Here is a 13,100-nt window from a genome sequence, read left to right as displayed (position 1 = left end):
GAGCTGTCCAGGCATGAGTCCTGCCCATAACATTGCCGGACGTTAATCAGGAGGGGAGACCGACGATGTCCAGCAACACACCCGGTCCACAGCAGGGACCGTACGACCCACAGGCCAATCCCTACGCCGCGCCCCCGCCGCCGCCGGGGCAGCCCCCGGTCCAGCCGCCGCAGTACCCCGGGGCCGGTTACCCCGCCGCGCCGCCCGTCTACCCGGGGGTGGCCGGGATGCCGATGCAGCTGAGCAACGGCATGGGCACGGCCGCCCTGGTCTGCGGCATCGTCGGTCTGGTCTGCGGGATCACCTACTTCCTGTGGGTCTTCGCGGTCATCCTCGGCATCCTCGCGATCATCTTCGGCGCCATCGGCAAGGGGAAGGTCGCTCGCGGCGAGGCGAACAACGGGGGCTCGGCCACCGCCGGTCTGGTCTGCGGCATCATCGGCATGGTGCTCCCGGCGATCTACCTCGCCGCGCTGGACGCCGCCGTCGACTCCGTCTTCTGAGGGACGCCCTTCCAGGCACCCTTCCAGGCGGCCTTCCAGACGGCGTCCGGTCCGGGGTCCCCGCCGGACCCCGGACCGGCGTCCCCAGCGGCACCCCCACCAGCCTCCGGACCAGCCTCCCGACCAGCCTTCGGACCAGCCTCCGGACCGGCCGTCCGGACCGGCTGCTCAAACCGTCGTCCGGACCGGCGTCTGGCTCGGAAACGGTGATACCGAAGCCACTCTGATCACTGAATCCGTCGCGAAACCAAAAAGCAACAACGGAATCCCTTGTTGAAGCGCTGGTCCTCTGTCAGGATCGGCCATCAATTCCGGTTGAAGCTACGCCGTGCCCCTATGGGCGGATCGGCGGAGGAGGGCGCGATGGATCAGCGGTTCGACGTGACGGAGCGATTCGCCGACGGTGCCCAGTACATCGCGGGCCGTCTGCGCGAGGGCGGCTCCGAGGGCAGGCACGCGGTCGTCGACCCGGCCACCGGTGAGCAGGTGTTCGGCTACCGGCTCGCCGGTGCGGCCGATGTCGACGCCGCCGTGGCCGCCGCCGAGGCCGCCTTCCCCGAGTGGGCGGGTGCCACCCCCGGCGAGCGGTCCGACGCGATGCACCGCTTCGCCGCGGCGCTCACCGAACGGGCGGACGACCTCGCCCACGCCGAGTCGCTGCAGTGCGGCAAGCCCATCAAGCTCAGCACCGAGTTCGATGTGCCCGGCTCCATCGACAACACCGCCTTCTTCGCGGGCGCCGCCCGCCATCTGGAGGGCAAGGCCGCCGGCGAGTACAGCGGCGACCACACCTCGTACATCCGCCGTGAGCCCATTGGCGTCATCGGCTCCATCGCCCCCTGGAACTACCCCCTCCAGATGGCGGCCTGGAAGGTCCTCCCGGCCATCGCCGCGGGCAACACCATCGTGCTGAAGCCCGCCGAACTGACGCCCCTGACCTCGCTGATGTTCGCCCAGGCGGCCACCGAGGCGGGCCTCCCGGACGGCGTCGTCAACGTGGTGAGCGGCACCGGCCGTGAGGCGGGCGAGCGCCTGGTCTCCCACCCCGGCGTGGCGATGACCTCCTTCACCGGCTCCACGGCGGTCGGCAAGCGGGTCGCGGAACTCGCCACCGCCACCGTCAAGCGGATCCATCTCGAACTCGGCGGTAAGGCGCCCTTCGTCGTCTTCGACGACGCGGACCTGGAGGCCGCCGCGCACGGCGCCGTCGCGGGCGCGCTGATCAACACCGGCCAGGACTGCACCGCGGCCACCCGGGCGTATGTGCAACGCCCGCTGTACGACGCGTTCGTCGCCGCCGTCGCCGAACTCATGGCGACCGTAAGGCTGGGCGATCCCTTCGATCCGCACACCGACCTCGGCCCGCTCATCTCCCACGCCCAGCGCGACCGCGTGGCCGGCTTCGTGGATCGGGCCCGCGGCTACGCCACCGTCGTCACCGGCGGCGAGGCCCCGGGCGGCGACCTCGCCAAGGGCGCCTACTACCGGCCCACGCTCATCACCGGCGCGCCCCAGGACAGCGAGGTCGTCCAGTCCGAGATCTTCGGCCCGGTCCTGGTCGTCCTCCCCTTCGACAGCGACGACGAGGGCATCGCGCTCGCCAACGACACCCCTTACGGTCTCGCCGCCTCCGCCTGGAGCCGCGATGTCTACCGTACGGGCCGCGCCTCCCGCGAGATCCGGGCCGGTTGCGTCTGGATCAACGACCACATCCCGATCATCAGCGAGATGCCGCACGGCGGGGTGCGGGCGTCCGGCTTCGGCAAGGACATGTCGGCGTACTCCTTCGAGGAGTACACGCAGGTCAAGCATGTGATGTTCGACAACACCGCGGTGGTCCGCAAGGACTGGCACCGCACGGTCTTCGGGGACCGACGGACCTGAATGTGCGGCCACCTCCGCGTGGCCTCGGCCGGCCGCCACCGGCCGACACCCTCGAAAGGCACAGCTTATGGAAGCACGGCACGAGCCGGACAGCCTGTCCCCACCGCAGATCGCCGCGATGCGGCGCTCCATGACCAGCGGCCGTATGGCGCTCACCCGCCGCTCCCTGCTGCGTGCGGGAGGCGCCGGGGCGATCGCCGTCGGCGGGCTCGGGGCGCTCGGCGGCTGCGGTATCCCGCCCGCGGGGCGCACCGAGGCGAACAACGCCTCCGACGACCACTCCGCCGAGGAGAAGCGGCTCGCCTTCTCCAACTGGACCGAGTACATGGACGTCGGCAAGGGCGGCCGCCATCCGACCCTGGACGCGTTCCAGCGGCGTACCGGCATCAAGGTCAAGTACACCGAGGACATCAACGACAACGTCGAGTTCTTCGGCAAGATCAAGCCGCAGCTCGCGGCGGGCCAGGACACCGGCCGCGACCTCATCTGCGTCACCGACTGGCTGGCCGCCCGGATGATCCGGCTCGGCTGGATGCAGCCGCTGGACCCCGGCCAACTGCCCCATGCCTACACCAATCTGGCGAAACCTTTTCGCACCCCGGACTGGGACCCGGGCCGCGCCCACTCCTATCCGTGGACCGGTATCCCCGCCGTCATCGCGTACAACAAGAAGGCCACCGGCGGCCGTAAGGTCACCTCGGTCTCCCAGCTGCTGGACGACCCCAAGCTCAAGGGCCGGGTCGGGCTGCTGACCGAGATGCGCGACACCGTCGGGCTGACCCTCCTGGACATGGGCAAGAACCCCGAGAAGGTCACCGCGGACGACTACGACGCCGCGATCGCCCGCCTCCAGAAGGCGTCCGACCGGGGCCAGGTCCGCCGCTTCACCGGCAACGACTACACCGGCGACCTCACCAAGGGCGACATCGCCGCCTGTATGGCCTGGGCCGGGGACCTGATCCAGCTCCAGGCGGACAACCCCGAGATCGAGTTCGCCATCCCCGACGCCGGCTATATGACGGCCACGGACAACCTTCTTGTCCCCAACAAGGCGCGCCACAAAAAGAACGCCGAACGGCTCATCGACTACTTCTACGAGCCCAAGGTCGCCGCGAAGATCGCCGCCTACATCAACTACGTCTGCCCGGTCGACGGGGTGCGCGACGAGCTCGCGAAGATCGACAAGGCGCTGGCGGACAATCCGCTGATCCTCCCGGACGAGGAGATGGCCGCCAAGTCCCACTCCTTCCGCTCGCTCTCCAGCACGGAAGAGGCGGCATTCGAGGACAAGTTCGCCAAGCTCACCGGCGCCTGACAAGCGAGGAAGCGCACCGCCATGACCCAGCCCACCTCCGGCGGCGACGTCCGGCTCGACCGGATCAGCAAGACCTACGGGTCCTTCGCCGCCGTCCACCCGCTCGATCTGCACATACCCGCCGGCTCCTTCTTCGCCCTGCTCGGCGCCTCCGGCTGCGGCAAGACCACCACCCTGCGCATGATCGCGGGCCTGGAGGACCCCACCACCGGGACCGTCCAGCTGGCCGGTGAGGACATCACCGCCCTCCCGCCCCACAAGCGGCCCGTCAACACGGTCTTCCAGAGCTACGCCCTCTTCCCGCACCTGGACATCTTCGAGAACGTCGCCTTCGGGCTGCGCCGACGCGGCGTCAAGTCGGTGAAGAAGCAGGTCGAGGAGATGCTGGAGCTGGTCCAGCTCGGTGACTTCGCGCGCCGTAAACCGCAGCAGCTCTCCGGCGGCCAGCAGCAGCGCGTCGCCGTCGCCCGCGCGCTGATCAACCACCCCCGGGTGCTGCTGCTCGACGAGCCGCTGGGCGCGCTGGATCTCAAGCTGCGCCGCCAGATGCAGCTGGAGCTCAAGCGCATCCAGACCGAGGTCGGCATCACCTTCATCCATGTCACCCACGACCAGGAGGAGGCCATGACCATGGCCGACACGGTCGCGGTGATGAACGGCGGCCGGGTCGAGCAGCGCGGCGCCCCCGCCGAGCTCTACGAGAACCCCGGCACCACCTTCGTCGCCAACTTCCTCGGCACCTCCAACCTCATCGAGGCCGAGATCACCGACAAGAGCGGCGGCGACCTCGTGCTCACCGCCGCCGGCGGCAAGCTCGCCCTGCCCGCCGAGCGATGTAGCGCGCCCGTGCGCACGGGCGGGAAACTGCTGGTGGGGGTGCGTCCCGAGAAGATCACCCTGGCCCATGCCGAGGACGCCGGGACCGTACCCGAGGGGCGCAACCGGATCACCGGCCGGATCGTCGACTCCAGCTTCATCGGCGTCTCCACCCAGTACCTCATCACCACCCCGGACTGCCCCGAGATCACCGTCTACGAGCAGAACATCGAGCGCGACGCCCGGCTCGTCCCCGGCGCCGAGGTCGTCCTGCACTGGAACCCCGCCCACACCTTCGGTCTCGACGCGGCACAGGACATCGACGCCGGTACGGAGCTGGACGAGGAGGCGCCATGACGGCCACGGCGACTCCCGACGCGCCTCCGGCGGCCGAGCCCGTACGGAAGCCACCCCTCCGCAAGCCCGCCGTCCGCAAGCGGCTGGTGCCCTACTGGCTGCTGCTCCCCGGCATCCTCTGGCTGCTGATCTTCTTCGCCGCGCCGCTGATCTACCAGGCGTCGACCTCCGTCCAGACCGGCTCCCTCGAAGAGGGCTTCAAGGTCACCTGGCACTTCCAGACCTACTGGGACGCGCTCACCGAGTACTACCCGCACTTCCTGCGCTCGGTGCTCTACGCCGCCACCGCCACCGTGCTGTGCCTGCTGCTCGGCTATCCGCTCGCGTACCTCATCGCCTTCCGGGCGGGCCGCTGGCGCAATCTGGTGATGATCCTGGTCATCGCGCCGTTCTTCACCAGCTTCCTGATCCGCACCCTCGCCTGGAAGACGATCCTGGCCGACAGCGGCCCGGTGGTGGGCGCGCTCAACTCGCTGCACCTCCTGGACGTCACCAGTTATCTGGGGATCACCGAGGGGCAGCGGGTGCTGGCCACCCCGCTCGCGGTGGTCTGCGGGCTGACGTACAACTTCCTGCCCTTCATGATCCTTCCGCTCTACACCTCCCTGGAGCGCATCGACCCCCGGCTGCACGAGGCCGCCGGAGATCTCTACGCCCGTCCCATCACCACCTTCCGGAGGGTGACCTTCCCGCTCTCCATGCCGGGCGTCGTCGCGGGCACGCTGCTCACCTTCATCCCCGCCGCGGGCGACTACATCAACGCCGAACTGCTCGGCTCCACCGACCAGAAGATGATCGGCAACGTCATCCAGTCGCAGTTCCTGCGGGTGCTGGACTATCCGACGGCGGCGGCGCTGTCCTTCATCCTCATGGCGGCCATCCTCACGATGGTCACCGTCTACATCCGCAAGTCCGGGACGGAGGACCTGGTGTGACGGCCCTGACGCGCTGGATACGGCGGAACCTGGTGGTCATCGCGGGGCTCGGCACCCTCGCGTATCTGATCCTGCCCAACGTCGTCGTCCTGATCTTCTCCTTCAACAAGCCCAACGGCCGGTTCAACTACGAATGGCAGCGGTTCTCCACCGACGCCTGGACCGATCCGTGCGGCGTCTCCGACCTGTGCGGCTCGCTCTCGCTCAGCCTGAAGATCGCGGTATGGGCGACGATCGGCGCGACCGTCCTCGGCACGATGATCGCCTTCGCGCTGGCCCGCTACCGCTTCCGGGCCCGCCCGGCGGTCAACAGCCTGATCTTCCTGCCGATGGCCATGCCCGAGGTCGTCATGGCCGCCTCGCTGGCCACCCTCTTCCTCAATATGGGCGTGGACTTCGGCTTCTGGACGATCCTCATCGCCCACATCATGTTCTGCCTGAGCTTCGTGGTGACGGCCGTCAAGGCGCGGGTGATGTCCATGGACCCCCGGCTGGAGCAGGCCGCCCAGGACCTCTACGCCTCCCCGGCGCAGACCTTCCTGCGCGTCACCCTGCCGATCGCCGCGCCGGGTATCGCCGCGGGGGCGCTGCTGTCCTTCGCGCTCTCCTTCGACGACTTCATCATCACCAACTTCAACGCAGGCTCGACCGTGACCTTCCCCATGTTCGTCTGGGGATCCGCACAGCGCGGCACACCCGTGCAGATCAATGTGATCGGAACAGCGATGTTCGCCGTCGCGGTGCTGTGTGTTCTCGTCGGCCAACTGGCCGGCGCCCGCCGCAAGAGGAGCTGAAAACCATGGCTACGGACGCCATGACCCGCTCGTCCGGGGGCGACGACGCCCCCGCCCCGTCCGCTTGGAAGGCCCTGGCCGGGGCCGCGTACCGGCCGTACTGGCTGGACGACCCCGGCAGGCCCGGCCCCCGCCCGGCCCTCGTCGGGGAGGAGCGGTGCGATCTGCTCGTCGTCGGCGGCGGCTACAGCGGACTGTGGACCGCCCTGATCGCCAAGGAGCGCGACCCCGACCGCGAGGTGGTGCTGGTCGAGGGCAAGGAGATCGGCTGGGCCGCCTCCGGGCGCAACGGCGGCTTCTGCGCCGCCTCCCTCACCCACGGCCTCGGCAACGGCGCCGCCCGCTGGCCCGATGAGCTGGCCGAACTCGAGCGGCTCGGCCTGCGCAACCTCGACGCCATCGAGTCCGCCGTCGAGCGCTACGGCATCGACTGCGACTTCGAGCGCACCGGCGAGATCGATGTGGCCACCGAGCCGTACCAGGTGGACGAGTTGCGCGAGGCCGCCCGGATGGCGGCCGAACTCGGCGTCGGCGAGCAGGAGTTCCTGGACCGCGACGCGATGCGCGCCGAAGTCGACTCGCCCACCTTCCTGGCCGGACTGTGGGACCGCCGCGGTGTGGCCATGCTGCACCCCGCGAAGCTCGCCTGGGGGCTGGCGCGGGCCTGCGCCGAGCTGGGCGTACGGATCTACGAACACACCCCGGCCGAGCGGCTGGCGAGCGCCGGGGCGGGGATGGCCGTCAGCACCCCGTACGGCCGGGTGCGCGCCCGCCAGGTGGCGCTCGCCACCAACGCCTTCCCCGCGCTGGTGCGCCGCATCCGCCCGTACATCGCCCCCGTCTACGACCACGCGCTGATGACCGAACCGCTCACCGAGGAGCAGATCGACGCGATCGGCTGGCGGGGCAGGCAGGGACTCAGCGACACCGCCAACCACTTCCACTACTTCCGGCTCACCGCCGACCAGCGCGTCCTGTGGGGCGGCTACGACGCCATCTACCGCTACGGGGGGCGGGTGCGCGCCGAATACGACCACAACCCCGCCACCTACCGCACTCTCGCCCAGCACTTCTTCCGCTGCTTCCCGCGGCTGGAGGGCGTGCGTTTCAGCCATGCGTGGGGCGGCGCCATCGACACCTGCTCACGCTTCTCCGCGTTCTTCGGCAGCGCGCACGGGGGGAGGGTGGCGTACGCGCTCGGCTATACGGGCCTGGGCGTCGGGGCGACCCGGTTCGGCGCCGAGGTGATGCTCGACCTGCTCGCCGGTGAGCGCACCGAGCGCACCCGCCTGGAGATGGTCCGCAGCAAGCCGCTGCCCTTCCCGCCGGAGCCGGTGCGGTGGGCGGGGATCGGGATCACGCAGTGGGCGATGACCCGGGCCGATGAGAACGGTGGGCGCCGCAATCTGTGGCTGAAGGCCATGGACAAGGTGGGGCTGGGGTTCGACAGCTGAGGGCGGAGCCCCGTGCCGTGGTCACCCCGGTTCGCCCGGCGCGGCCCGGGTGACCACGGCTTGTGGGGGCTGGGGTGCTACTTGCAGGAGCTGGGGTTCTACGGGCCGTTGTGGCTCGAACGGCTGACCCTGAGCACCGTCCACAGCAGGAGGCCGGACAGACACCAGCTCGCGACGGTGTCCAGCGGCCAGTGGTAGCCGCGCCGGACCAGCCCGGCGGCCACGGCGAGGTTCAGCACGGCGACGGCCGCCAGGAGGGGCCGCCGCAGCCGCGGGCGCAGAAGAGGGTGGAGGAGCAGCGCCGCCGCGCCGTAGGCGACGGCGGCCGTCGCGGCATGGCCGGAGGGAAAGAATCCGGTCTCGCCCGCGAGCGGTCCCGGCGGGCCGGGGCGGTCGATCAGCGCCTTGTACGGAACCACCAGCGCCGGAACCGCCGCCATCGCCACCGCGGCGGCCAGCGGCGGCAGCCACCAGCGCGGCTCTTCCGCGCGCCGGGCGCACCAGGCCGCCCAGCCGAGGGCGACGGCGAGGACGGGGACCGCCACCGCCGTATTGCCGAGGTCGGCGAGGAACCCGGCGACGGGGGAGGGGAGCGCCGAGCCGGCGATCGCGCGGCCGAGCCGTTCGTCGTAGGTGCGCAGCGGGCCGTGGGCGGCGACTTGCCAGGTGCACAGCGCGAGCAGCGCGATCAGTGCGAGGGGCGTGATCAGTGCGACGGGCGCGAGGGGCGCGGAAAAGGGCGCCCGTGGCGCGGAAGGGGAGTGAACAGTCGGCGGCCCCGGAACAGGGGGGGTGGTTCCGGGGCCGCCGTGGCGATCGGTGTGCCGCGCGCCCCGGGGGGTTTGGGGCGGGCGGCCGTCCGATCGGTGAGGAGATCCGGAGCCGGAGGCTCCAGTGGTGTGCGCGAGGGCACAGCCGGGTCGGGGCTGGGGAAGCACCGGCTCGGCATCGCCCGCAGTCCCCTGCGAGCGGGGTGTTTCTCTCATCTGCAATGACCGTACGGCAGCGAAGCCCTGTCGGACAGGCCGATCACCCACCTGTCATCGGCCCCGCACATCTTCTTCACTCCGCCCATCGAGCACTCACAGTCACAGCTCGGCGAAGGCGTTCTCGAGGAGGTCGAGACCCTCGTTCAGAAGGTCCTCGCCGATCACCAGCGGCGGCAGGAAACGCAGCACATTGCCGTAGGTTCCGCAGGTCAGTACCAGCAGGCCGGCCGAGTGGCAGGCCTTGGCGACGGCGGCCGTGGCCTCGGGGTTGGGGTCCTTGGTGCCGGACTTCACGAGTTCGATGGCGATCATGGCGCCGCGGCCGCGGAGGTCGCCGATGATGTCGTACTTCTCCCGCATCGCGGCGAGGCGGCCCTTCATGACCTCCTCGATGCGCTTGGCCTTGGCGTTGAGGTCCAGCTCGCGCATCGTCTCGATCGCGCCGAGCGCCGCCGCGCACGCCACCGGGTTTCCGCCGTAGGTGCCGCCCAGGCCGCCGGAGTGCGCCGCGTCCATGATCTCGGCGCGGCCGGTGACGGCGGCCAGCGGCAGACCGCCCGCGATGCCCTTGGCGGTGGTGATCAGGTCCGGGACGATGCCCTCGTCCTCACAGGCGAACCACTGGCCGGTGCGGCAGAAGCCGGACTGGATCTCGTCCGCGACGAAGACGATGCCGTTGGACTTGGCGAACTCCGCGATCCTGGGCAGGAAGCCCTTGGCGGGCTCGATGAAACCGCCCTCGCCGAGGACCGGCTCGATGATGATCGCGGCCACGTTCTCGGCCCCGATCTGCTTGCTGATCATGTCGATGGCCTGGGCCGCGGCCTCCTCGGCGCAGTTCTCCGGACCGGTCAGCCATCGGTAGGGGTAGGCGAGCGGAACGCGGTAGACCTCCGGCGCGAAGGGGCCGAAGCCGTGCTTGTACGGCATGTTCTTGGCGGTGAGCGCCATGGTGAGGTTGGTCCGGCCGTGGTAGCCGTGGTCGAAGACGACGACCGCCTGGCGCTTGGTGTACGAACGTGCGATCTTCACCGCGTTCTCCACCGCCTCGGCGCCCGAGTTGAACAGCGCCGACTTCTTGGCGTGGTCGCCGGGCGTGAGCCGGGCCAGCTCCTCGCAGACCTCCACATAGCCCTCGTACGGCGTGACCATGAAACAGGTGTGCGTGAAGTCCGCGAGCTGCGCGGACGCCCGGCGCACGACGGCCTCGGCGGAGGAGCCGACGGAGGTCACGGCGATACCGGAACCGAAGTCGATCAGCGAGTTGCCGTCCACGTCCTCGATCACACCGCCGCCCGCGCGCACGGTGAAGACCGGCAGCACACTCCCCACCCCACCGGCGACCACCGCGTTCTTACGGGCGAGCAGCTCCTGCGACTTCGGGCCGGGAATGGCGGTGACGACGCGACGCTCCTGGGGGAGGGCCGGGCCTCCGGACAGTTCGGTCATGACGGGCTCCAGGGGAAAGGACAGGGGTTTTAGTCGCAGGCTATGGGCGTGGCGAGGGATGAGGCATGTTCCGTTCGGGAGCACTGTGCGTGTTTCCTTGTCCGCGACGGCCATAGCCCGATGGCGGCCTTACGGATCGCCTGAGTGAGACGGGCCCGCCCGGGTCGCTGAACTCCCCGCGCGGGAACACTAGATTGAGCGATGGCGCGAAAGCCGAGGGATACCCGGTCAGGGGGCAAGGGGCAGCACATGGACACCGAGGGCACGTTCGACTCACCCAGCACACGCCACAACCCGCCCCCACCCCCGCAATCCCCGCCTTCCTTTCCCGCCGCCCCGCCGCCGATGCCGCCGACCGCGCCCCCGGCGGCCCCCGGTGCGCCTCCGGTCCCCGCCGCCGCGGCCCGCCCGTCCTTCGTGGCCTGGCTGCGCGCTCCGCGGTCCGAGGCGGCGCCGGGGGTGTGGACGTACGAGCACAAGCCGAAGGCGCCGGAGGAGCCGGATCGGATTCCAGGGCGGCGGCTGCTCAGCGGGGCTCTGATCTCGGCCTTGTGCGGGTGGCTGGTCTGGTCACTGCTCTGGAACGGGTACCTGGGTGGCTATTGGCTCTGGCCGCTGGACCTGCTTACTCCGGACTCCTGGTCCCAGGACGGAGACTTCGCCTATGTCGTGGCGACGTACACCTACTACGGCATCTTTCTTTGTGCCATCGCCGTGATCTTCGGTCGCGTCGGCCACTGGCCCGAGGTCTGGCGCCGGTACGTCGCGCCCCTCTTCCGGCGGGCCTGGGATGAGCCCGCGCCCGAGGTGGCAGCCGCGGGGCGGCCGGAGGGGGATCCGGCGGAGTGGCCGCATTTGCGGGCTGCGGGGGCGCACAGTGCGGCTGATCGGTTGGCGGCGGACGCGCGGGCGGGGGCGATGAGCGACGTCGACCACGCCCGGATCGAGCGCGCCTGGCAGTCCGTGCGGGCGGGGCGGAACTCGCTCGCCTCGTTCACCGACACCGTGCTGCGCCACGGCGCGGCCTCGTACGGCCATCCGTCCGGGGCGCGGGATCTGCCCGTGCGGACGGCGCGGCATGATCTCCTCGCCCATCAGGTCCGCCTCGGCACCGCCGTCGAGGATTCCCGCAACCCTTACCAGCACCGCGGCGTCGGGCTCGCGCTCGATCCCGAGGTGCTCGGCACCTCGCTGCTGGCCGTCGGGCCGCCCGGTTCGGGGAAGACGGGGCGGGTGGTGCGGCCCGTCGTGGAGTCGCTGTGTCTGCAGGCGCTCGCCGGGCAGGTCGCCGTCGTGGCGGTCGGGGCGGCGGGGGCCGGGCTCGGGGCGGATGAGGCGTTCGACGTCGTCGTGAAGATCGGCAGGCCCGACTCCGGTTACGACCTCGACCTCTACGGCGGCACCACCGACCCCGACGAGGCCGCGGGCATCCTCGCCGAGGCCCTGATCGGCGACATGGCGGCCTCGCTGCCCGGCGGGGACAGCCGGCGCGCCGCCACCGCGCTGGCCCAGCTGCTGGGCCCCTACCGCGCCGCCCACGGCCGCTTCCCGTCCGTCCCGGATCTGCGGGAGCTGCTGGACGGTTCCAAGACGGCCGTCAACGCGCTGCGCGAGGCGCTGGACGAGGCCGGGGAGCGGGCGCAGGCCCGTGAGCTGGAGGCGCGGGTGCGGCAGTCGGGTGCGCCCGGGGACGTGGGCGCGTTGCTCGCGGACCGGATCGCGCTGCTGGACCGGCCCGCGTTCGCCGATTTCTTCGACACCACGGGCGACCGCCGCCCGTTCTCCCTCCGCGCACTCGAACACCCCCTCCGGGTCCGTATCGACCTGCCCGAGCGCGGCCACGCGGAGGCGTCGCGGATGCTCGCGCGGCTGGTCCTGGCGCAGTTCACCGAGTGCGCCGTGGGCCGCGCGGACCGTTCGCTGTTCGCCTGCCTCGTCCTCGACGACGCCTCGCACACCGTCACCCCCGAGGCGCTGCGCGGTATCCAGCGGCTTCGCTCCGCCCACGCGGGCGCCGTGCTCACCCTCCGCACCCTCGACGACGTGCCCGAATCGCTGCGCAGCGCGCTGCTCGGCGCGGTCGGCTGCCGGATGGCCTGTGCCGGGGTGACGACCTGGGACGGGGCGCGGTTCGCCGAAGTGTGGGGGACGGAGTGGGTCGAGACCCGGGACGTCACCGACCGGCAGATCATCGCCGAGGAACCGCTCACCAAGGTGCTGCACTTCATCCGTAAGGTCGCCACCGGCAAGGCGGTGACCACGCAGTCGGTGACCGTACGGACCGTGGAGCGTGAGCGCTGGTCCGCCTCGGAGCTGGCCCATGCGGTGCCCCCCGGGCATGCGGTGCTGTCGGTGACCTCCGTAAGGGGCGAGGGCGGGCCGCCGGTGCTGGTGGATCTGCGCGGTTGATCGGCCGCGGCCGCCGTTCCGGTCAGTCCCTATTGCTGTCATTGACGCATATGCCCCGGTTGCCCCGTTCAGGGTGGCCGGGGCAACCGGAACCGCAGCGTCACGGCCAGACCCATGGCGAAATCAGACCGTCAATTCCGCGTTTTCCTCCATTGAGGCAGAATCGGCAGTAGCCGTTCATACGGGGCGGTGAAG

General features: G+C 70.6%; 10 protein-coding genes. 8 read left to right on the top strand and 2 right to left on the bottom strand.

What is annotated here, in order from left to right; translation table 11 throughout:
• The first annotated feature begins 65 nt into the window (after positions 1-65).
• The 7 genes from NP777_RS13995 (at position 66) to NP777_RS13965 (ending at position 8,058) form a co-directional block, all read left to right on the top strand.
• Positions 66-503 carry a DUF4190 domain-containing protein gene (locus tag NP777_RS13995; RefSeq protein ID WP_256650479.1) on the top strand — a complete coding sequence of 146 codons (438 nt, stop codon included), beginning with the start codon at positions 66-68 and terminating at the stop codon, positions 501-503.
• 363 nt (positions 504-866) lie between these two features.
• A complete protein-coding gene (locus NP777_RS13990) occupies positions 867-2,387 on the top strand; it encodes a gamma-aminobutyraldehyde dehydrogenase (RefSeq protein WP_256650478.1) in 1,521 nt (506 codons plus the stop codon).
• Positions 2,388-2,454: 67 nt separating this feature from the next.
• Entirely contained in the window at positions 2,455-3,702 is a 1,248-nt protein-coding gene (locus tag NP777_RS13985) for a polyamine ABC transporter substrate-binding protein (RefSeq protein WP_256650477.1), read from the top strand.
• A 21-nt stretch (positions 3,703-3,723) separates the two neighbouring features.
• Positions 3,724-4,875, top strand: coding sequence for an ABC transporter ATP-binding protein (locus NP777_RS13980; RefSeq protein ID WP_256650476.1), 1,152 nt, complete (start codon positions 3,724-3,726; stop codon positions 4,873-4,875).
• A complete protein-coding gene (locus tag NP777_RS13975) occupies positions 4,872-5,810 on the top strand; it encodes an ABC transporter permease (RefSeq protein WP_256650475.1) in 939 nt (312 codons plus the stop codon). The genes NP777_RS13980 and NP777_RS13975 overlap by 4 nt, the downstream gene beginning before the upstream one ends.
• On the top strand, positions 5,807-6,604 hold the full coding sequence (locus NP777_RS13970; protein ID WP_256650474.1) for an ABC transporter permease: 798 nt from the start codon (positions 5,807-5,809) through the stop codon (positions 6,602-6,604). The genes NP777_RS13975 and NP777_RS13970 overlap by 4 nt, the downstream gene beginning before the upstream one ends.
• A gap of 5 nt (positions 6,605-6,609) precedes the next feature.
• A complete protein-coding gene (locus NP777_RS13965) occupies positions 6,610-8,058 on the top strand; it encodes an NAD(P)/FAD-dependent oxidoreductase (protein ID WP_256650473.1) in 1,449 nt (482 codons plus the stop codon).
• 98 nt (positions 8,059-8,156) lie between these two features.
• Here NP777_RS13965 and NP777_RS13960 read toward each other — a convergent pair whose 3' ends face one another.
• Both NP777_RS13960 and gabT read right to left on the bottom strand, forming a co-directional pair.
• Complete coding sequence (locus NP777_RS13960) at positions 8,157-9,044, bottom strand: phosphatase PAP2 family protein (RefSeq protein ID WP_256650472.1); 888 nt, start codon at positions 9,042-9,044, stop codon at positions 8,157-8,159.
• Positions 9,045-9,146: 102 nt separating this feature from the next.
• Positions 9,147-10,496: a 4-aminobutyrate--2-oxoglutarate transaminase gene (gene gabT, locus NP777_RS13955; protein WP_256650471.1), complete on the bottom strand. Its 1,350-nt coding sequence runs from the start codon at positions 10,494-10,496 to the stop codon at positions 9,147-9,149.
• 249 nt (positions 10,497-10,745) lie between these two features.
• Between gabT and NP777_RS13950 the strand changes: the two genes are divergently transcribed.
• Positions 10,746-12,905 carry an ATP-binding protein gene (locus NP777_RS13950; protein ID WP_256650470.1) on the top strand — a complete coding sequence of 720 codons (2,160 nt, stop codon included), beginning with the start codon at positions 10,746-10,748 and terminating at the stop codon, positions 12,903-12,905.
• Positions 12,906-13,100 lie beyond the last annotated feature (195 nt).

The organism is Streptomyces rugosispiralis, assembly GCF_024505145.1.
Lineage (GTDB): Bacteria > Actinomycetota > Actinomycetes > Streptomycetales > Streptomycetaceae > Streptomyces > Streptomyces rugosispiralis.
This window is presented reverse-complemented; position numbering and strand designations above follow the sequence as displayed.

Excerpts from the sequence above, each read along its gene's own strand:
- NP777_RS13975 (WP_256650475.1), top strand. The coding sequence starts at position 4,872 with ATGACGGCCACGGCGACTCCCGACGCGCCTCCGGCGGCCGAGCCCGTA.
- NP777_RS13995 (WP_256650479.1), top strand. The coding sequence starts at position 66 with ATGTCCAGCAACACACCCGGTCCACAGCAGGGACCGTACGACCCACAG.
- NP777_RS13965 (WP_256650473.1), top strand. The coding sequence starts at position 6,610 with ATGGCTACGGACGCCATGACCCGCTCGTCCGGGGGCGACGACGCCCCC.
- NP777_RS13960 (WP_256650472.1), bottom strand. The coding sequence starts at position 9,044 with ATGAGAGAAACACCCCGCTCGCAGGGGACTGCGGGCGATGCCGAGCCG.
- gabT (WP_256650471.1), bottom strand. The coding sequence starts at position 10,496 with ATGACCGAACTGTCCGGAGGCCCGGCCCTCCCCCAGGAGCGTCGCGTC.
- NP777_RS13980 (WP_256650476.1), top strand. The coding sequence starts at position 3,724 with ATGACCCAGCCCACCTCCGGCGGCGACGTCCGGCTCGACCGGATCAGC.
- NP777_RS13950 (WP_256650470.1), top strand. The coding sequence starts at position 10,746 with ATGGACACCGAGGGCACGTTCGACTCACCCAGCACACGCCACAACCCG.
- NP777_RS13985 (WP_256650477.1), top strand. The coding sequence starts at position 2,455 with ATGGAAGCACGGCACGAGCCGGACAGCCTGTCCCCACCGCAGATCGCC.
- NP777_RS13990 (WP_256650478.1), top strand. The coding sequence starts at position 867 with ATGGATCAGCGGTTCGACGTGACGGAGCGATTCGCCGACGGTGCCCAG.